18 protein-coding genes are annotated in these 20,711 nt (G+C 45.6%); 5 read left to right on the forward strand and 13 right to left on the reverse strand.

Annotation, left to right across the window (positions count from 1 at the left end; genetic code table 11):
* Nucleotides 1-16 precede the first annotated feature (16 nt).
* Nucleotides 17-1,378: a D-alanyl-D-alanine carboxypeptidase/D-alanyl-D-alanine endopeptidase gene (dacB, locus tag GO620_RS00925; protein WP_244139442.1), complete on the forward strand. Its 1,362-nt coding sequence runs from the start codon at nucleotides 17-19 to the stop codon at nucleotides 1,376-1,378.
* A 194-nt stretch (nucleotides 1,379-1,572) separates the two neighbouring features.
* Here the strand turns inward: dacB and GO620_RS00930 are convergent, their stop codons facing one another.
* The 8 genes from GO620_RS00930 to GO620_RS00965 form a co-directional block, all read right to left on the reverse strand.
* On the reverse strand, nucleotides 1,573-2,859 hold the full coding sequence (locus GO620_RS00930) for a bifunctional folylpolyglutamate synthase/dihydrofolate synthase (RefSeq protein WP_157523251.1): 1,287 nt from the start codon (nucleotides 2,857-2,859) through the stop codon (nucleotides 1,573-1,575).
* Nucleotides 2,860-2,985: 126 nt separating this feature from the next.
* Entirely contained in the window at nucleotides 2,986-3,204 is a 219-nt protein-coding gene (locus tag GO620_RS17405) for a GIY-YIG nuclease family protein (protein WP_157523250.1), read from the reverse strand.
* 66 nt (nucleotides 3,205-3,270) lie between these two features.
* Nucleotides 3,271-4,092 carry an energy transducer TonB gene (locus GO620_RS00940; RefSeq protein ID WP_157523249.1) on the reverse strand — a complete coding sequence of 274 codons (822 nt, stop codon included), beginning with the start codon at nucleotides 4,090-4,092 and terminating at the stop codon, nucleotides 3,271-3,273.
* 6 nt (nucleotides 4,093-4,098) lie between these two features.
* A complete protein-coding gene (locus tag GO620_RS00945) occupies nucleotides 4,099-4,500 on the reverse strand; it encodes an ExbD/TolR family protein (RefSeq protein WP_157523247.1) in 402 nt (133 codons plus the stop codon).
* On the reverse strand, nucleotides 4,497-5,207 hold the full coding sequence (locus GO620_RS00950; RefSeq protein WP_157523246.1) for a MotA/TolQ/ExbB proton channel family protein: 711 nt from the start codon (nucleotides 5,205-5,207) through the stop codon (nucleotides 4,497-4,499). Before GO620_RS00950 ends, GO620_RS00945 begins: the two co-directional genes overlap by 4 nt.
* Nucleotides 5,207-6,466 (reverse strand): hypothetical protein, encoded by a 1,260-nt coding sequence (locus GO620_RS00955; protein ID WP_157523245.1) that lies wholly within the window; start codon nucleotides 6,464-6,466, stop codon nucleotides 5,207-5,209. The genes GO620_RS00950 and GO620_RS00955 overlap by 1 nt, the downstream gene beginning before the upstream one ends.
* 29 nt (nucleotides 6,467-6,495) lie before the next feature.
* Nucleotides 6,496-8,358 carry a TonB-dependent receptor gene (locus GO620_RS00960; RefSeq protein ID WP_157523244.1) on the reverse strand — a complete coding sequence of 621 codons (1,863 nt, stop codon included), beginning with the start codon at nucleotides 8,356-8,358 and terminating at the stop codon, nucleotides 6,496-6,498.
* 15 nt (nucleotides 8,359-8,373) lie between these two features.
* On the reverse strand, nucleotides 8,374-11,469 hold the full coding sequence (locus GO620_RS00965) for a tetratricopeptide repeat protein (protein ID WP_157523243.1): 3,096 nt from the start codon (nucleotides 11,467-11,469) through the stop codon (nucleotides 8,374-8,376).
* Between the two features lie 319 nt (nucleotides 11,470-11,788).
* On the opposite strand from GO620_RS00965, the gene GO620_RS00970 reads away from it, so the two are divergent.
* Nucleotides 11,789-12,778, forward strand: a complete 990-nt coding sequence (locus tag GO620_RS00970; RefSeq protein ID WP_157523242.1) for a hypothetical protein — start codon at nucleotides 11,789-11,791, stop codon at nucleotides 12,776-12,778.
* Here the strand turns inward: GO620_RS00970 and GO620_RS00975 are convergent.
* On the reverse strand, nucleotides 12,767-13,129 hold the full coding sequence (locus tag GO620_RS00975; protein ID WP_157523240.1) for a response regulator transcription factor: 363 nt from the start codon (nucleotides 13,127-13,129) through the stop codon (nucleotides 12,767-12,769). The two genes, GO620_RS00970 and GO620_RS00975, sit on opposite strands and share 12 nt — an antisense overlap.
* A gap of 215 nt (nucleotides 13,130-13,344) precedes the next feature.
* Here GO620_RS00975 and GO620_RS00980 point away from each other — a divergent pair, with 215 nt between their 5' ends.
* Nucleotides 13,345-14,577, forward strand: a complete 1,233-nt coding sequence (locus tag GO620_RS00980) for a glycoside hydrolase family 5 protein (protein WP_157523238.1) — start codon at nucleotides 13,345-13,347, stop codon at nucleotides 14,575-14,577.
* 51 nt (nucleotides 14,578-14,628) lie between these two features.
* Here GO620_RS00980 and GO620_RS00985 read toward each other — a convergent pair whose 3' ends face one another.
* The gene (locus tag GO620_RS00985) at nucleotides 14,629-15,000 is read right to left on the reverse strand and encodes a response regulator (RefSeq protein ID WP_157523236.1); all 372 of its coding nucleotides are present in this window, start codon (nucleotides 14,998-15,000) and stop codon (nucleotides 14,629-14,631) included.
* 200 nt (nucleotides 15,001-15,200) lie between these two features.
* Between GO620_RS00985 and GO620_RS00990 the strand changes: the two genes are divergently transcribed.
* The gene (locus GO620_RS00990) at nucleotides 15,201-16,247 is read left to right on the forward strand and encodes an alpha/beta fold hydrolase (protein WP_157523234.1); all 1,047 of its coding nucleotides are present in this window, start codon (nucleotides 15,201-15,203) and stop codon (nucleotides 16,245-16,247) included.
* Between the two features lie 62 nt (nucleotides 16,248-16,309).
* On the opposite strand, the gene GO620_RS00995 is transcribed toward GO620_RS00990, so the two are convergent.
* Together GO620_RS00995 and gnd are read right to left on the reverse strand one after the other, a co-directional pair.
* Nucleotides 16,310-16,621, reverse strand: a complete 312-nt coding sequence (locus tag GO620_RS00995; RefSeq protein ID WP_157523232.1) for a glycine zipper 2TM domain-containing protein — start codon at nucleotides 16,619-16,621, stop codon at nucleotides 16,310-16,312.
* A 76-nt stretch (nucleotides 16,622-16,697) separates the two neighbouring features.
* Nucleotides 16,698-17,660 (reverse strand): phosphogluconate dehydrogenase (NAD(+)-dependent, decarboxylating), encoded by a 963-nt coding sequence (gene gnd / locus GO620_RS01000; RefSeq protein WP_157523230.1) that lies wholly within the window; start codon nucleotides 17,658-17,660, stop codon nucleotides 16,698-16,700.
* Nucleotides 17,661-17,798: 138 nt separating this feature from the next.
* On the opposite strand from gnd, the gene GO620_RS01005 reads away from it, so the two are divergent.
* Nucleotides 17,799-18,572, forward strand: coding sequence for a hypothetical protein (locus GO620_RS01005; RefSeq protein ID WP_157523228.1), 774 nt, complete (start codon nucleotides 17,799-17,801; stop codon nucleotides 18,570-18,572).
* A 406-nt stretch (nucleotides 18,573-18,978) separates the two neighbouring features.
* Here GO620_RS01005 and GO620_RS01010 read toward each other — a convergent pair whose 3' ends face one another.
* Nucleotides 18,979-20,292: a gluconate:H+ symporter gene (locus tag GO620_RS01010; RefSeq protein ID WP_157523226.1), complete on the reverse strand. Its 1,314-nt coding sequence runs from the start codon at nucleotides 20,290-20,292 to the stop codon at nucleotides 18,979-18,981.
* Between the last annotated feature and the right edge of the window lie 419 nt (nucleotides 20,293-20,711).

Below are 20,711 nucleotides of genomic sequence, written 5' to 3' on the forward strand. Positions count from 1 at the left end.
GTGTGTTATGGTGGTTATGTTAGCATTTAATTTTGCATCACATGCCCAAACCCTCAACCAAAAATTGCAAACAGCATTTACCCGGCTGCAGCAAGACCCGCAGAATACTTACGCATCACTGTCATTAACCGTACTGGATGCCAAAACAGGCGAAGTAGTCTTTGCGGCTAATCCTAACACGGGCTTGTCAACGGCATCAACACTAAAAACCATTACGACTATCACGGCCATGAACTTGCTCGGACCTGATTATCGTTTTAAAACCAGCCTGACCGGGTTTGGTCTACTGCAAAAAGACGGCACATTTGCTGGCAATATTATTATTCATGCAGGCGACGACCCTACATTGGGAAGCTTCCGTTGGGACCAGACTAATGAAAGCACTGTACTCTTCGAGTTTGTTGACGCGATCAAAAAGGCGGGAATTAAAAAAATATTAGGACAGGTTTACGCCGAAGGTACTAACCATGAATTGCCAGGGTGGATCTGGCAGGATATAGGTAATTACTATGGTGCTTTTCCGGCGAACCTTTGCTGGCGAGAAAATTCATATGATATTTTACTCGAGCCAACAAAACCGGGCCATTCTGTCGAGATGACGGGCACAGTTCCAAAGATGCCTTACCTGCAATTTGATAATCAGTTAAAAACCGGCGCGCCCGGGTCCGGCGATAATGCCTATGCCACTATACCTGTAAATGGCAATTGGGTGTATCTGCAGGGAACATATGCTACAGACCAGGAGAAGCGAAAAATAAGCGCCGCCTTACCCGATCCCGCTTATGAAGCGGCACGAAGATTAACAGATACGTTGCGGCAAGCAGGTATAACCGTAGCAGGCAATCCTAAAACCGCGTCGATGCATCTGCTTAACGAAGATAACTTCGATCTGGGCAAGGCTTATTTTTTTACTACACATTATTCGCCACCGCTGAGAAAGATCATTTATTGGCTTAACCAAAAAAGCATAAACCTTTACGCGGAGCAGTTGCTCTTGGCTATGGCAGATTCGCTCAAAACAACCGACCGCCCGTCTGTGATCCGTAATTTTTGGAAAGATAGGGGCATCGATAAAAATTCATTGAATGTGGCTGATGGCAGCGGCTTGTCGCCCGCCAACCGCGTAACCACTATAACCATGGCCAAGATATTACAGTCGGCTAAGAAAGAAGCATGGTACCCCGATTTTTTCGCCAGCCTGCCGGTTTATAACAATATGCACATGAAGAGCGGCACCATTGGCGGCACATTGGCCTACGCAGGCTACCAAACTTACCAGGGCCGCGAACTTTGTTTTTCTATTATTGAAAATAACTTCAGCGGTAAAACATCAGACATCAGGCAAAAGATGTTTAAAGTGCTTGATGAGATGAAGTGATGTTTAGATAAAAGCTCTGTCATGCTGAGGCTCTCGAAGCATAAAGAGCTTCATCAGCCCAACGCACCATGCTTCGAGAGCCTCAGCATGACAATCCTTATTTCGTAGCTAACTAGGCTGTTCTGAGATTGCTTTGCAGATTCTTCTTGTCATCTCGACTCCTGATTCTTGATTCTCGATTCTCGCATCTATGGTTACACCACTTCAGCAACCACAAAGGTGCTTCCTCCGATAAATACCAGATCATCCGGGCGGGCGGCAAGTTTAGCCGCGGATACAGCAACGTTTACGGACTCGTAACTTTCCCCAGTAAGCCCCGCGTTTTTGGCCTGACTTCTTAGAAGATCCTGATCCAGTCCGCGCGGCAGATCGGGCTTGCAGAAATAGTAAATGGCATCAGCGGGCAGCAGGTTCAATATTTTGCCGATGTCTTTATCGGCAACCATGCCGATCACAAAGTGTAATTGGTTATGCGGCGTAAGGGTAATGTTTTTTAGCACTTCTGTAATGCCTTCGGCATTGTGGCCGGTATCGCAAATGGTAAGCGGACTGTAACCCAAAGTTTGCCAACGCCCTTGTAAACCTGTTAAAGTAACAACATTTCTAAGCGCGTATTCCACATCGGTATCGGCAATTAAAAAGTGCATAGTTCGCAGCAGCACAACCGCCGAGAGTACTGTTTTAACGTTTTTGACCTGGTAAATGCCCCGCAGGTCTAACTGGTATTTGTAAAAAGGCCGGGGGTGGTTTTTATTGGTAACAGTAAGGCTCAGATACTCGTCATCTTCGTCTGTCACAGCGTTCCACACTTCAGAGGCAAAAGTGATCGGGCTTTCCGTCTCGCGGGCTTTCGATAAAAATATGCCGTCAACTTCATCCTGATGTTCGCCTATCACTACCGGAATTTTTGGTTTGATAATTCCCGCTTTTTCGGTCGCTATTAATGGCAGCGTTCCGCCAAGCATGTTCATATGGTCCCAGCCGATATTAGTGACCACCGAAAGCAGCGGCGTTATAACGTTTGTGGAATCTAGCCTTCCGCCTAAGCCGACCTCAATAATCGCGATATCTACGTTATTGCGGGCAAAATGATCAAACGCCATAGCCACTGTCATCTCGAAGAATGATGGCGCTATCCGGTCAAAATCGGTCCGGTATTCGGTCACGAAATCAGCTACATTATCTTCGGGGATCATCACGCCGTTAATGCGGATACGCTCCCTGAAATCTCGAAGGTGAGGAGAGGTATAGAGCCCCGTTTTATACCCGGCTGTCTGCAAAATGGCAGCCAGCATGTGCGATGTAGAACCTTTGCCATTAGTGCCACCTACATGTACACTTTTAAATTTATGCTGAGGGTTGTCCAGCAAATTGCAAAGCGCAAGGGTATTGGTCAGGTCTTTTTTAAACGCTGATGCCCCGTCGCGGGTAAACATGGGCAATTGGGTATATAGATAGTCGAGCGCTTCGGGGTAAGTCATTATCCTTTAAGAACGTCATCCCGAACTTGTTTCGGGATCTCACATTTATTTTTCAAATAGGTGATTTTTCAAATCCTTCATTTCACGATTGATTGATTGAACGAGATTTACTTTCCAATCGTGATGCTAATTTTTTAATTGCTTTTCCCGAGCAATCGCATGAGTAATGTCATGGAAATGCTCGTAATAAACTAAATCAAACAATCGATAGCTTCTTACGAATTTTGATCCTCCCTTATTATTATGTTGCCAAACTCTGGTTCGCAAATCACTCGTAACACCAATATAAAATGTAGTACGATATTCATTACTCATGATATAAATATATCCTTGCTTAAAGAGCATATAGTTTATGTCTGATGGGATGCCGAAACAAGTTCGGCATGACGAATTATTGGTGATAAAATATTATTACTGCACCCTAAACACAAACACTACAGTACCCTGCTGCAAATCGGGGGCGGTATCAAGGGCGTTTAGTTTAGCAGATTTTACAGCATCTTCGCATTTTTGAAGCAAGTCTGCATCTGTTATGGTTGTACCGCGTGCTCCGGCGCGTGCGTAAACCACGTTGCCGTTTTTATCAACACGCAGATCTACTACAATTTTACCTGTACGGCGGTTGCCATCGCTTACACCGGGTTTGCTGATGAAATTGCGCTGAGGCATGCCGGTAAGGTTACCACCATTGCCGGAGCCTGTGCCGTTGTAGTTGTTGGTAAGCGTGGTACCTGTGGTTTTTCCCTGGTTGCCGGGCGTGTTGCCGGTGCCGTCGCCTTCGCCTGTGCCGTTGTTTGTCTTGCCTTTATATAACGCGTTCTGGTTGACCACAGGAGCGGGTTTTGCCTTACTGACTTCCTCTTTTGCTTTCACCGTAGTTGCGGTTTTTGTAGCGGCATTAACTTCAGGAGCATCCTCGGTATTTTGGGTCACAACTTCTTTGGTAGCATTGTCAGTCGGCGTGGGTTGATCTGTCGGCGGGGCAGGGGTAACCTTGTCAGGCTTCACATTATTGGCATGCTCCGCGACCGAGGGCTCTTCGGTGCTCATATAATCACTGCCCATGCCTTCGTCAACGGTACCATAGTTGACCAATATTCCACCCGTGCCATCTTCCTGTTTAGGCGGCATTGAGAATACAATGAAATAACACACAGCGATCACCACCGCCAGGATAAGACCTGTCGCCAAAAAAGCTTTTGGGTAATTATTTTCTTCGCTGCGGTAATCCATTAACAATTAACCTTTAGGCTCTGTAGCCAGCACAAGTTTGATGTTTAGTTTCTGGGCCGTATCCATCACCTGCACTACATTTTGGATAGCGACGGTACGATCAACGTAAAGCACGATGGTGAGTTCTGTGGCCAGTTTTTTGTATTCGCCAAGGGCTGTCGGCAGATCGGCTTCCTGCACCTCTTTCTTGTCTACAAAATATTTAAGGTCTTTAGTGACTGAAACCGTAATGGTTTTCTTTGATACCGATTGCCCTGATGATGATTTAGGCAGCATCAATTTGATCACGTTGGGGTTGGTTACTGTAGACGCGATCAAAAAGAAAAGCAGCAAAAAGAACATGATATCGTTCATTGCCGATGTATGCACCTCTGCCGACGCGCGACCGCTTCTTTTTCTCAGGTTCATTTGCTTGGCTCTTCTAACAGGTCAATAAACTCAATGGCATCTGTTTCCAGTTTCAGGATCACTTTATCGACCATCATGTTTAAAATATGATAGCATACATAAGCCACAATACCCACGAACAAGCCCGCTGCAGATGTTACCATCTTAACGTACAGACCGCCGGATATCACACCCATGCTGATATTGTCTGTCTTTGAGATATCGTAAAAGATCTTGATCACACCGGCAATGGTACCCAGGAAACCAAACATGGGCGCTATACCTGCCACAATGCCAATGATGCCGATGTTCTTTTCCAGCTTTGATACTTCAATTTTGCCCACGTTCTCTATAGCGCCCTCAATGTCCTTTATCGGCCGGCCAATGCGCAGCAATCCTTTTTGCAGCATGCGCCCCAATGGCGTGTTGCTGTTTTTGCAGATGGCCATTGCCGAATCCAGATTACCGCGGTGAATATTATCGCGCACCTGCGACATTAACTGCGACTCATTCCTTGATGCTTTGCGAATGGTAAAATATCTTTCAAAGAATATCACCAGCCCAAGCACAGCCAGTATCCCGATAGGCACCATTACCCACCCACCTTTTACCAATAAATCGCCAAAGCGCAGGTCTTCTTGTTTTGGCGCCGCAGTGGTTTGGGCAATGTGTGTAGCAGTGTCTGTCACCGAGGTGACCGTATCTTGTAAAAGGGTTAAAAGAGTCATTATTTATATTTTTGTACAGTTAGGGCCTGCGGCCTTATTTTCTTTTCTTCTAAAATAGTTTTACGTTCAGCATTAGCCTGTGCAGCGGTGCTGTAATGCCCAAATATGGTTTTGTAAACAAAGTAGTTGTCTTTTTTTACCGAGTCTAGCAAGCGCGCTTCGGCGTAACCCATACCGCGGTATTTAGCTACCAATTTTACGGCCGAACCGTAGTTATTATTCTGCCCACCTACAATGAGCCAACTACCTTTTGGTATGTCGCCGGTTGTGGATGCAGTTTTCGCATCATTCGTAGTATTTGGCGTTGAACCTAATGGGCTTTCTACCCCCGAGGTGTCAACTGTAGTCGGCAACGTCGAAGGCGCTGTGGCTGCATTTTTAATAGCGCTGTCAGCTTTCGCTTGTGCTGTGTTTGCAATGGTATCTGCTGTTACTTTTTTGCTTAATATCTGATTGCTCACGTCACCGCTTGCTTGGGGGTCGCCGGCAGGGGTAAGGTAGTTTTGGGTAACGTAATAGATACCTGCCAGTACAACCAAACCTACAAGAGCAGCCAGTATCCAAAACTGGTAACGGTTTGATTCTTCAGCTTTTTGGGGACGGCCTTTTAATACTAAAACGCGATCGTCTGTAAAAAAGTTATTCGGGTCGTAACGGCGGGTTGGCTCTGCTTCACCTTGTGGCTCTTGCGTTTCTAAAGGCGCTTCTTCCGCGTTTTGAGTGACCGGTTCATCACTAACGGGTTCGGTCGCTAAGTTTGAAGAAGATGTCTCCGGCACTGCTGCCTGCTGTATAAAACTTTCAACCGGCTTCTCGGCTACATCGTCGCTGTAATTGACAGCAGAAAGTTTGTTTAACGATACAGGCGCAAGTCCGTAAAGGGCGCCATCATAATCGTGGCTTAACTCGCTGCCTGTAAAGTTTATCTGTCCATCGGCCCCGGCAGATAACGTCCCGAGGCTGCCAAAGGTAACCTCTCGTTCACGAAGCTGTGCTTTGATATTATCAGAAAACTTATCGACAAAATATTTGGCAGAGCCCTGCGACAGGTTCTTTGTTTTAGAAAAGTAGGCTACAAACGCTTCATCGGTGTTCTCTAAATTCTCTTCAAAACTGCCAACGTAGCGGGGCGGGTAAAATGTTTGTGTATCCGGATCGTAATAGCTGCTCTTACGCACTTTTGAGAAGTAACCCAGCCCAGGCACCCAAAGGCTGCCCTGCTCGTTAAATAGTTCCTGTGCGTAATCAAATAGATCCATAATTAACCGGTGTTTGGCTTATAGTTTAGTTAAAAACCAAAGCCAACGCCCCCAAATATATTAAATCCGTAGTTACGATAGTACAACCACTGCCTGTAATTGCTGTTTAACAGGTTGTTTGCCTGCACAAATACAGACACTTTGCTTGTAACTTTATAAGACACTCCGGCATTTACATCTGTAAAAGACGGGATGACAGATGGTGTTACAGTTTGCTGTACACTTAGCGGACTAAGCGCCATTGGATACCCAATGTCCTTTGTATCGCCGCGGAGCAGCAGTGACGCGTTTACGTCTACCTTATCTGTGATATGCAAAACCGCACCTGCTGTTAGTTTAAAGTTGGGAAGGTTCCATGCGGCTAACTGGTTAGCCATTTTGTAATCTATGTATTCGCCTTTGCCAAATATGTCAACTTCAGACGACGCCTTGTAATCCAACTCGGCGCGAAACCCGCTTAGGGTAGCGTAGCCATCATCATAAACCACAGCAAACTGGTTATTAAAAGTGGTGGTGTTTAGGTTGCTCACAAATAACGGCAAATTCTTTACCCTGTTACGGAAAACCAGTGCCTTAAAGCCAAGCCCCGCGGTAATAGTCCCTTTGATGCCTGCAGTTAGGTCGAGCTGATCTTCTGTATTGGCAATGGCAATGTTCTGGCCAATGAATGGATTCTCATCAGCAAAATTCCTTAAAGATGCACGGTTGACATCGCCTTTGGCCTCTACAAACAAACGAACATAATCGGGCACAACCTGAACCTCTGCCTTTGCTGCAGGATATATTGAAACTTTTGAGTTATTGCCGAACTGGGTAACAATGTTTACACCCGCGTCTATCTTGTAGCTATCGCCCTGAAATTTAAGGTAAGGGTTAGCACGGAAGATGTTATTGTTGATGCTGTAAGCCGCGTCTTTTTGAGATGCCAAATCGAGCGTGCCGCTCAAGCCCGCATAAAACTGTTTAACAGTTTGGTTGATAAAGCCGTTGATCACCAAATTATTTTCACGCATTTGGTTGGCATTGCTAAATACATAGCCCTTAGCTTTTAACGCGTAGTCGAACACACGGTCGGTATCAACAAAGTTTTTTACTAATTCGGCTTCGGCACCAATGGTGTTATAGGTTTGCGAAGCCGGGTTTGGTGTTGTAGCAAGTGTAAAAGCGGTCGGGGAAAATCCGTAATAATAATTCTGCTCACGGTTATAAGTGATGCGGCCGCTAACGGTATTCTCACCATTTATAGATTTGGCGAAGATACCTGCCTCCTGGCGATTTTTCGTTTGCTTATACGCGTCGTTGCCAGATTGGCCAAGGTGTTTGGCCCATCCGCCTACCTGCAATGCAGCGTCGCGGCCATTATCTACGTATAATTCTGCAAAGGTGGTCTTCAAATTACCCGCGCCCACTTTTACGTAGTTATTGTTGGGTATCGAATCCTTTGGCGCAGGTAGCTTCATGGCCTCCAGTTGTTTTATGTCTGTGTTGCGTTCAAGACGTTTGTCAATGCTGGTGTATGACAGCGGCGCCTTATAGGGCGTTTTGTCCTCCAGATCAGGGTTGCGGCGAATCTTAACCGCGTCTGCCAGTACCGGCTTATAGCTGGTAGTTACGATGATCTCTTCTGACAGGCTGCCGCCATTTTTGTTGTCAGCGGCATTATTAGCGCCGCTCTTTTTAGTGGTATCGGCCAAAGGAATCTTCGCTGCAACATCGCCTAATTTTTTGGCTGCTGCTTTTTGCTTAGCCGATGCCGGCGTTGGTTTTTTAACGGCTACCGTTTTCTTTGCAGGCGCGGCAGTTTTGGGCTTTGCTTTCTGCGTTTGTGCAGACGCGGTTAACCCGAATGCCAATAAGAAAATTATTAAACCGGTTTTATATGTAGATATCATTTGTTGTCGCGCTTATTAGTTTTTACCCGGTTTTTTTGTCTCTGGTGTAATTGCTGTGCTATCTGTCGCCGCTTTGTCGGCCGCTTTAGCCGGCGACAGTTTATCCAGCCTGGCATGAGCTTCTGGCAAAATATCGTCATCGCCTTTGTAATTATCTATCACGCTTTGCAGCGTTGCCTTTGCCTGGAAATTGTCTTTCAGCCTCACATAATCATCCGCCAATAGAATGAAGCTTTTAGCTACCCAGTAATCGTAGTTCGGCATCTTGTTCACCAGGTCGAAACATGTTTTCTGCGAAGCCTCATAACTGCCGCGCTCGTATTCAACTAAAGCAATGTTGTATTTCGCTTCCGCAGCGCTGATAGTTTTTGTAGAAGCAACGGTGTAAGCCAATTCTTTTAGTGCAGCAGCTGTATCGGCGTTTAACAAATAAGCTTTGCCAGCGTATAACCCGGTTTTATACTTATCCTCGTCTGATGATTTTTCATTTGCCCTGATGAGTTTTACATATTTAAGTACATCATCCGGCATCTCCATTTTGGAATAACACAATATCAGGTTGTTGATGGCGTAAGTATAGTCGGCTTTATATTCTGAGTTGGTCTCCAAACGTTTTAAGAAAACCACAGCCTCATTGTATTTCTTCTGTTTAAGATAGTAGTTAGCCATGCTGATGAGCGACTTCTCTGTGTAAGGGCTCGTCCAATCGTTTAGGATGGTATTGTAATCAACCACCGCCTCGTCGCCGCGGTTCAGGTTTACCAAGCTTTGCGCCCTTATAAAGCGCATCTGCTTATCATAAATAGGTTTGCTGAATTTATCATAGTAAGCATTCACTGCCGATACCGTTCCCTGCCAGTCGCCGCGCAAATAAAGATTATTGGCAGCAGTAGACATGATGCTTTCCTGCTCGGCAGCCGAATAGTTGCCGATAGGCGTAGTCGTAGCATAGCTTATAAATGTTTGCGCGTCGCCTTTGTCTGTGTAGATCTTTTCTATTTGTTTAAGCGCTTGCTTAGCTTCGTCTGTCTGCGGATAAGATTGTATTACCTGCTTGAATGAGACGATCGCTTCGTCATCCCGGTCGGCGTTGTAGTCTATGAGGCCGATGGTCGCCAACGCACGCGGCACATAGCTGCTGTTAGGATATTTTTTGATCATGGCCTGCAACTGAGTCTTAGCCTCGTCGCCATTGCTCTTTAAAAAGTAGGTGTAAGCGATCTCGAAAGCCGCGTCATCCGCGAAATCCGAATTTGGAAAACGGTTTAGGACGTCGTTCAGCGTAGCTATTTTTGTATCCGGCGAACCTTGCAATCCCTGGATCATGCCACGCTGAAACAAGGCGTAATCCTGTCCCTGGCTATGCTGGTCTATGATGCGGTTATAATAATCCAAAGCCCGGCCGTAACTTTTCATTACGAAGTAGCTATCGCCCAGGCGGGTTATGGCATCTGTAGCGGTGTTTTTATCTTTTTCATCGCCTGCTAAAAAGCGTTCAAAATACGTTGCAGCCTTTTTATACTTCTCGTCATTAAAAGCAGCGTATGCGAGGGCATAGTTCGCATAATTGTAAACATCAGTCTGGCGGGCAGCAGGTAAGTCTAAAAAGTCCTCGAACTTTAAAACCGATTCGGCATATTTGCGCACCTCGTACATCGCTTCGGCTTGCCAATAGGTGGTAAGCGCCGTAATGTGGTCGTCTTGCGGGTATTTAAGCGAACGGATAAATATGCCGATGGCATTTTCAAAAGCACGCTCATTAATAAACTCTAAACCGCGGTAATAGGTCACTTTTTGATAGGCTACCTTAGCCGGCTGCGAGGTATTCACTATCGGCTCCAGTATCTCAACAGCTTCGCGGTAGTTGCGCGAGTTTAAAAGTTCTTCGCCAAGCAAGGTTTTCACTTCATCTGTACGGCGGCTTCTCGGATAATTTTTAAGGTATAAACGTGTGGCTTCTAAAGCCTGGGTGTTAAAATCAAGTTCGTAAGAAAGTTTGGCATATTGATACAGGCCATCTTCCTGCAATTGCTTGTCAAAGTCTAGCTTAGAAGCTACCTGGTACGCGTTGCGGGCGCCTTGTTTGTTGTTCAGTTTCAGGAAAACATCACCCAAAATATAATTACCATTTTGCGCGTAAACGTCATTTCCATCTACCAGTTTTTCGAGCTCACGGGCGGCGTTCTTATAATCTTTAGTTTCATAATAAGCATAACCCATCTGGTAGCTATCCTGCGTATTTTGGGTTTTGCCCATATCCTGACTGCGGAAACGCGAGTAGTATTTAACCGAGTTTGGATAATCGGCTTTGGCGAAATAAGATGCAGCCACTATACGCAGCATTTCGGTCTCATTTTGCTGATGCGTGCTATTGAGAATTGGAATGGCATAGCTGATCACATCGTCATATCGCTTGTCTAAAAAGTAAACCGCGGTAATGTAATAAGGGTAGCTGTTCTCGTATTTTTTTGAGTTTTTAAGCTTCTCAAAGTTGACCAGCGCAACGTGGTAGTCTTTGTTCAGATACGCGATGTAGGCATAGTAATAAGTCGCGTCTAAGGCGTAAGATGAATGTGTGTTACGCACTTCACCAAACAGTTGCTGAGCATTCCTATAGTCGGCAACAGAAAAATAGGTATAGCCTTTTCTAAACTTATATTCTACGTTTTCGCGGCCGCTCAGATCGCCGGCTTTTACCTTATCAAACCAACGGATGGCATCAGTATACAGCGCCCGCTTGAAATAAGAACTGCCTATCTGGAAGAAGGCTAATTTGGTAAGCGGGTTCTCCGGATACTTTTTAATGAAGCTTAAAAAAAGGCTTTCAGCATCATCGTTGCCTAGCTCAAGCGCGCAAAGGGCTTCGTAGTAGTACGCATTTTCTTTAAGCAACGTAAGTTCCGACTCGAATTGCGGCTGGTTACGGGTTTTGTTCTCCATTTTTTCTACCTGCCTGAACTGCTCTGCCGCCGCAACGTATTGTCCCCTGTCAAGCAACTCTTTAGCAGCGTTATAACTGCGATGATAGAGAAAGGATGGGTTTTGCTGCGCCGAAGCCGATGTGATGAAGAAGAGTCCGGTGAGTAGAGATAGATATATCGTTTTAGTCATACAAGGTGCTATAAGGGCGAAAGGCAGCCTGATTACACGGCGGCAAATATCAAAAAATGCAATAAAATACCTTTATAACGAAGGTAAAAAATTGATGTTATCGCCGGGACAAAAAAATAAGCGCCATTTGGATTGTAAAGTTTATAATAAGCGTAAAAACCTTACGTTTGAGTACACCAGCGCAGATTGATGCAAAACCAATTTATTATCAACATTATACGGCTTCTCAACATTTTGCTTTTTTGTTAGCATAGCTCTACCGGTTTTTGCAGGTCAGCCACGAAATACCAGCCCGACACAACTTGCCTTAAAAAATGAATTGGTAAAGACACGGCTCAACGGTTTTCAAATAACAGAGCTGACCGATGCCACGCCGAAAGTTGCCAAGCCGGGAAGCATCTTATTGCCACGCACCAACCAGGTCAGTCAGTTGTCTTTTGCCAATGGTGTGGCCGGGGCGGTTAAAAAGTACATTGATGATAATACTGTTGTAGCCGGTAAAGCCAAACCGGTGCGGATTTCTATAAAGAAACTTCTCTTGAACGAAACCACCATTAACGGCAAGTCTGTCGATGGCGAATTACAGATACAATTTGGTTTCGACCTGGTTATAGGCGATGACCTCTATACTCATCTAATAGATTATAAAGGAGCGGTACGGTATTCGCGCTTGCCTAATCAAACCGGCGCGGCTGATATTTATATTCGCATGGGTATCCAAAACAGCCTTAAGTTTTTTAATGACTGGCTTGACCAGCATAAAAATAACGATGCCGCCCTGGCTAACAATGTGAGATTAGTCTTTAAAGATTATACGGAGAAAGAAGAAAGCGACACCATATACTATTCGCCGAAGCGTCCTTTGACGTGGGATGACTTTCAGGATAAGGTAAGCGCGCGCGGCGGCTACGCCGCGGAAGTTATTCCGGGTTTAGGATTTACTGAAAGTAATGAGGTTAAAAGCGGCGAGTTAATAGTTGAGATGCGCCTGAAGGTTTTCCTTCCTAAGAGCGCAGCATACGTTGAGCCGGGCCAGAAAAATGATGTTAACTTAAACCATGAGCAGCGGCATTTCGATATTGTAAAGATCATCAGCAATCGGTTCAAGAAGGGGTTGCTGGCACAACAGCTGCCTGTGCATAATTACGATGGCGATATTAACGTAGCCTATTTTGACGCATTAAGGCAAATAACCGCCATGCAAAAGCAATATGATACAGAAACCCGCCACGGCATGAACCTTGGGCAGCAAGAAGTTTGGAACAAAAAGATAGATACGGAGTTAAAAGCCGCCGGATCAGGCCGCTAACTGTTTGTTGATCTTATTAAGCAATACGGATATGTCGAAAGGCTTTGGCAAAAAGTCGTCAGGTGCGCATTCTTGACGCAGAACATCGTTAAGGCTATGGCTTGCCGAGATCATGATCACCGGTATGCGGCGGGTACTATCGGCAGATTTAATGTTCTTGCAAAGTTCCCGTCCGTCTGTATTGCCCAGCATAATGTCCAGTAATATCAGATCGGGGTAGTGTTCGTCTATTTTTTCGAACAATTTTTTTCCGTCAGAAAGGGTATCAACGGTATAACCGGAGTCTTCTAGTATGAATTGTAATACCTCAAGGATATCTTTATCGTCGTCTACAGCTAATATGCGGCTCATCTTTATCGTCTCTTAAATACTCGTTAAACTTTAACATCGTTACAGGTTCTGCTGGGATTTTGCTTTAGGCCGAATATTTTTTTATCTGTCTGATACTTAGCAATACTTATGCCATTGATTTATTGTTACAAACAATTGTGTATAATGAACACCGTGACAAACGTTACAACTCATCATTCCGATTTTAATTTTTAAGCATTTAATTTGCATTTACTATGAAAAAGATCATCACTACAGCGTGCCTGCTGCTTTTAGTTGTGTTTGCCATGGCGCAAATGCCGTCGTCCTCAAATGCGAAATTTATCACTACAAGGGGTAAACAAATTATAGGCGCTAACGGCAAACCGTTCTTGATAAAAGGTACAAACCTGGGCAACTGGCTGGTACCCGAGGGTTACATGTTTAAATTTAAGGACGTTAGCTCGCCACGGCTGATCAGCCAGGCGGTAAGTGAGGTTTTAGGCCCGGATGAAGCGCGGTTGTTCTGGCGTGCGTACTTAAACAATTACATCACCGCGGCAGATATACATTATTTGAAAAGCATTGGCTGTAACTCTATTCGGGTGCCGTTCAATTACCGCTTGTTCGCCAACGAAACTTACTTAAATGATACCGACCCTAACCGCGGGTTTAAACTCTTAGACCGCCTGATCGGCTGGTGCAAAAAGGAAAACTTGTACGTGATACTGGATATGCACTGCGCACCGGGCGGCCAAACGGGTGACAACATAGATGATGGCGACGGTTATCCGTTTTTGTTTACCAGTCCGCAGGCAAGGCAGCTTACAGTATCTATCTGGACAAAAATTGCCGCGAGGTACAAAAATGAGCCGATAGTGATGGGTTATGACCTGCTGAATGAGCCCATCGCACATTATTTCGATGTCGACAAGATAAACCCATACCTGGAGCCACTGTACAAAGAAATTACTGCCGCTATTCGTAAGGTTGATAAAAATCATATGGTGTTTTTAGGCGGCGCACAATGGGACAGCAACTTTAAGGTGTTCGGCAAGCCCTTCGATAGCAAGGCCGTATACACCTTTCACAAATACTGGACAGAGACCACCCAGGATGTGATCAAAGATTACGTGGACTACAGCAACAAATACCAGGTGCCCATCTATTGCGGCGAGACCGGTGAAAATAAGACGGACTGGATAGTAAATTTCAGAAAACTGCTGGAAGCGAATAACATTGGCTGGCACTTTTGGCCCTATAAAAAAATGGATAGCGAAAGCAGTTTCGTGACGTTTAACAAGCCCGAAGGTTATGACGAATTAATCGACTACACCCAAAAGAAACGCGACACATTTGAGCAGATACGCAAAGCAGCGCCGGCAGACCGTGCAAAAATTAAAAAAGCGTTATATCAAATGTTAGAGAACAGTAAATTCAGCAACGCGCGCGTTAACCGCGATTATGTAAATGCTTTGGGATTGAAATAAAGGATCTTTACAACTCCCTCTCCTTTGGAGAGGGCTAGGGTGATGCCTGTTTTAGGCCGTTTGCGGATACACAAGGCCGTTAACCTTGTCTATTAATTCGGTAAGGTCAAACGGTTTGTCAATGGTGGCGTCGCAGCCGTATTTAAACAGGTCGTCTTTGCGGTTGATGTAAGCCGAAAAGATAATAACCGGAAGGTTGGCGTATTGAGGGGTGGCTTTTACCTGCTGACAGATCTCACCGCCGGTGATATTGCCCAGGCGGAAGTCAAGGATGAGCAGATCGGGATTGAATTCATCGATCACGGTCATGTAGTCCTTTGCATCATTACGGGCAATTACCTCGAAGTTCTCATAGGTAAGCGTTTCCTGCACAATGTCCAGGATGTCGTTATTGTCGTCAATGATCAGTATCCTTTTTGACATATTAAATTAGGGGTAGTACAAATTTAGCGGATAACCTTAAGTTTCAAATACCAAATGCGATCGATCCTTTGCACTTAAAATTAAGAAATATTCCGTTTAATAGTTCAGCAAAATTAGCGAATTTCCATCCGCTGCAAATCATGGCAATGTTAAAGTTAGTTAAATGAAATGCACTGCCTTATTTTACGAAAACCGGTACAATGATGTTACAGAAAACTGAAGAAATTATGAAGCGTTGCCTGATTGTCTTACTCTTAATATGGGTATGCAGTACTTCCTTTGCTAAAACCATACAGATAGCATCCATAGGTAACTTTAAAACAACAGGCGGTAGCGAAATAACGGACTGTAAGGTTGGTTATCAAATGTTTGGCAAACTCAACGCAGCTAAAAATAACGCGGTATTATTCCCAACCTGGTTTACGGGTACCACAAATGGTTTGGTAATGTATACCAAGCCGTGGCAGTTTATTGATACCACTAAATATTGTTTGATACTGGTTGACGCCTTGGGCGACGGGGTGTCATCATCGCCAAGTAACAGCCCAACGCAGCACGGCAACAAATTTCCGGCAATAACTATTGAAGATATGGTGAACAGCCAACATGCTATGCTTACAAAGACCCTCGGCATAAACCACCTGTATGCCATATTTGGTATATCGATGGGCGGTTTCCAGGTTTATCAATGGGTGGTAAGCTATCCGGATTTTGTGGACCGCGCTTTGCCCATAGTAGGCAGTCCGCGTTTAAGCAGCTACGATTTGTTTGTAACCAATATCTTAAAACGATTAATAGAGCAGAATATAAACTTCAATCACGGCAACTATACCGCTAACCCTGCAATTCCGCTTGCCGCAATGTATGCCGATATGAACCTCACCACACCACTTAATATCGCCAGAAATGTAAAACGCGAAGACGCCGCACAACGCATGGCTTCGTTTGAAAAACCGCAGGCTTTCGACTGGAATAATTTTTATACACAGTTAACCGCCCTTATGGGTCAAGATGTTAGTAATAAGTATGGCGGATCTATGGAAGAAACGGCAAAGCACATTAAAGCCAAAATGGTGATCGTAAATGCCAGGAACGACCATAGCGTAAATCCACTGCCGGCCTCGGAACTTGCCGCTTTATTAAAGGCAAAATTCTGGCTGGTAGACAACGAGAAGGGACATAACGGCGTAGATTTTAGCAGCGTCGAATTTAAAACCCTCGCAGCGGATCTGCTCAACAGTAGATAACCGATAACAAAAAAGCCCTTCTGAATATCAGAAGGGCCTGGTAATATCAGTCCTGATTTTATTTACGGCACATATTTATATTTAGCCTTGCGCACCAATACGTGGTGTGCACGCCAGTTTTCGCGGCGTTTTTTCACTTTATGTTTGCGTATTTCGTTACCAACTACGTAACCGCCGCCGGCACCAATGGCGCCACCAATCAAGGCGCCGCCAACGCTATGACCTATTAACCCGCCGGCTATGGCACCGCCTGCGCCGCCAATTATTGCTCCCTTGCCTTGCGAGCTTATTTTTTTGTGCTGCGCCTGCACTTGAGTGGTAAAGGCAAGCATTACCGACATGATCAAGCTAAGGCAAAAAAGTTTCTGTTTCATAAGTATGTCCTTTAATGTAATACTATGAACACAGGTTACAGCAAATGGTTTAATTGTACAACAAATTGTTTGTCTGCTATTCTTGCGCCGGCTGTTCGTACCCGCCAACTTTGCCAAAATGCCTTTCATAACGGATGTGGTCATCTGGGCCGAACGGGTGACCGCCGAAACCGTTACGCATCATGGCGACAGCCTTTGGAGCCACATTTTTATCATCGCGCGAAGCGATCAACTGCATAACCGATTGCGCAATGACCGGGATAGGCACTTCCATGTGCATGGCATCTGTAACAAGCCAGTTAACCTCGCCGGTATCTTCCACATATTTTGGTACGTTAAAACCCTGCTTCTCATCGTAAAGCTTTTTCATCAGCTCTATCAGCCATGATCGTATCACAGAGCCATTATTCCACGTCAGTAAAATATCGCTGATGTCTAGCTCTTCGCGGTAATTGGCCAGCAGGTCCATACCTTCGCCAATGGCTTGCAGCATGCCAAATTCGATCCCATTATGCACCAGTTTAACAAAATGGCCTGAACCCGAGTTGCCGGTATAACTGTAGCCGTTAGGCACTGCCAGATCGCGCAGTAAGCCTTCGATAGAAGTCACAGCATCTTTATCGCCGCCAACCATAAAACAAGCACCATTGCGCGCGCCGCTTACGCCGCCGCTGGTACCGCAGTCTATCAGGTGGATGCCCTTATCATCTTTAAGCTGCCTTGCACGGCGTATGCTGTCGCCCCAGTAAGAGTTGCCGCCATCTATAATAATATCGCCCCCGGTAAGCAGCGGCGATAGTTGTCCTATTACAGTATCAACGGCAACGCCTGCCGGTATGTACAAGAATATTTTTCGGGGTGTCTGGAGTTTGTTTACCAGGTCTTCGAGGTCTGCTGCCAAAACCAGGTTTGTTTCTGACAAGCCCGGTGGCGGATACATGTCATATCCTACAATTTCGTAGCCCTTTTCTACAGCCTGCAGCGCCAGGTTGCTGCCCATTTTACCCAAGCCTATAACGCCATATTGTTTATTTTCCATAGGCAGGCAATTTAGCGAATAAAAAAAGCAGGATGAGTAAGGCTCTGCTATTTAGACGAGAGAAAAATGTCTAAAAAATTCTTCTTCGGCTTAAACCTTTTTTATTTTCATACGTCAAAGCAAAATATCCCTATTGCCATGGAAAAAATTCTACGTTTTGCAGCTTTTTCTTTAATTGTTGCAGCCTTTGCGGGTTGTACAAAAGACCGTTATTACCGCAACGGCGGTGGCTACTATTATAACAACCAGCCAGGCAACGCGGCGAGTAATGTGGGCACCACTTTAGCTAATGATGCCGATGGGATAGTAAACCTGGTAGGCCAGGTAACGCTTAGCGCACAAAACATGGTGAATGCAAATTCGGCTTGTGGCACTATCCGGTCTGACAGTACCGTACAGCAAAATCCGGCGGGCGCAACTACTACCTATAAGTACATCAATAAAAATAAGCTGGTGGTGTTGTGTAAAAACAGCACACAGGCCGACAGCGCGGTTAACACTTCTTCCTATACAGGTACTTTCAGTAACACAAACGTCGTATCGTCCAATTCGGGTAGCTCCTTATTCAATATCGGCGGAATTTTGGCTACCGCGACTTACTACACTGTTGATGGCACTTATGTACGCCAGGGGAATTATCAATACAACAACACCAGCCAGACTGCAACAACCAGCAATATCAATATCACACTTAAAAAGCTGCTTGTAAGTAAGCCGAACCGCTACATTGTTGGCGGCACCGCAACATTCACCATTACCGGAACGGATACTAACGCCGGCGTAGCAGCAGCATCAGGCAATTACAGCTATACAGGTACCCTCACTTTTAACACCACCAACCTGGCTAACCTGACGCTGAATGGTGTGAATTATACCGTGAACCTGACTAACGGGGCGGTTAATAAAGTTTAAAAGAGAGTTAAGAATCGACTTTTTACCTCTCCCCAACCCCTCTCCGAAACAGAGGGGCTTGAAGATCTGAGTTTAACAAAGCTTAAGGTTTACTTCTCCCCAAAAGATTCGATTTCAAACAAATCTAAAGGTTTGACCTCTCCCCAAACCCCTCTCCGAAGGAGAGGGGTTTACAGTTTTATACGTCGATAGATATAAGGTTGAAAGCCCTCTAATTAGAAGAAAAAGCCCTCTCCTTTGGAGAGGGTTTGGGTGAGGCCACACAGAGGAGAGGATCAAAAAGATCCTACACCACGATAGTCACAAAGATGGCATAAAGCCCTCTCCTTTGGAGAGGGGTTTGGGGTGAGGCAATAACAGGAGACGGTTGGGTGAGACAATCATAACGAGTATTTGACTGAGGCCCTTACACCACCAAATTCAACAGCAGTACACCCCCTAAACCGCAAATGGCAACCAGCGTTTCCATGGCGCTCCACGAGCGGAACGTGTCTTTAATACTCAGATTGAAATATTCTTTATAGAGCCAAAAGCCCGAATCATTTACGTGCGATAACACCAAACTGCCTGCGCCGATGGACAGCACCATGAGGTTTGGGTTTACATGATATTGAATAACCGTGGGTGCTACAATGGCGGCTGCGGTTAGTCCGGCCACGGTGCTCGACCCCAGGCTAATGCGGATTATGGCTGCTATAAGCCAGCCCATGATTAGCGGCGGAATGTTGAGGCTTTGAATCTGCCCGGCTATCTGAGTGCTTATACCGCTGTCAACCAAAACTTGTTTAAATGCGCCCGAGCCGGCAATGATAAGCAGTATAACGGCGATGTCTTTTAATGCGTCAACATAGATGGCGCTTAGGTCTGCCATTTTCTTACCCATACTGATGCCGACTGTAAATGTGGCGGTGATGAGCGAGATAAGCATTACCGTAGACCCGTCTGTTATGAAAGCTGCAACCCTGTTCAACATTGCGTTTTGGACGTGCAGGAATGGATACGCCGTACCGGCCATCAGCAAGATTACCGGCAGCAGTGCCGAGAAGAAACTGATGAACGTACCCGGCAGTTGATTTTGAGGTATTTGCGGGGCACGAAATGTTTTGAGCGGCTGCGGATTAATATGCTTAAGCGTGCGGGCGTAAAGCGGACCTGCCAGAATGATGGTAGGCACGGCAATAATGAAACCGTAGATAAATGTCAATCCCAAGTCGGCATGAAACTGTTTAACCAGTGCGGTAGGAGATGGGTGGGGTGGCAAAAATCCATGCGTAACCGACAAGGCCGAAAGCATAGGTAGACCAATATAGACTGCGTTGATCTTGTATTTGTAGGCGATTGAAAATATAAGCGGGACCACTAACACAAAACCGATTCCGTAAAAAAGCGGAATGCCTACAATGATGCCTGCCACTACCAGCGCCCATTGAATGTTTTTTTCGCCCCCGGCCTGCACCAGCACATCGGCTATTTTTTGCGCTGCACCGCTTGTAGCGATCAGTTTACCAAGCATAGCGCCAAGGCAAATAATAATGATCAGCGAACCCATGGTGTCGCCCATACCCTTTTGCACCGAGGCGATGACCTTATCGGGCCCGATGCCCAATGCTAAACCGGCGCCAATAGACACGATTAAAAACGCCAGAAACGGATTAACCTTTGCCCAGCTAACCAGCAATACAAGCGCAACGATGGCAAGAAAAATAACGAGCAGGGACATTGGTTGGCTAAATGTAAGTATTTGTTTGGTTAGTGTATGGCGTATCCTTAATAATGCCTTTGGTTAGGTTTCGCTCATTCGCCGCTGGGCTTGTTACTTTCTTTGACCGTCAAAGAAAGTGACCAAAGAAACTCGCGGCTGCACCCTGCGCTTCAATGTTTCTGCAAGTTTCAAGGCCTGTGATTAGTGCACAGACTGATGCCGCATTCATTCGGTATTGTCAATTCGGTGCCAACATTTACCCGTTTTCAAACGTCAGCGCACAGCTTCGGGTGAAGACAGGCAAAACGATGGTGGCTTGCGCGGGGGGAGGGGCATTGGAGATTTTTGCATGCAATCCTCTCGAACTTTTTATTTCGTCCGGCAGAAATATCCCGACCCGTAGTTTTGTCTGGCTTGCAGGGGAGGGCCTGTGCGGC

Source organism: Mucilaginibacter ginkgonis (assembly GCF_009754905.2).
Classification (GTDB): Bacteria; Bacteroidota; Bacteroidia; order Sphingobacteriales; family Sphingobacteriaceae; genus Mucilaginibacter; species Mucilaginibacter ginkgonis.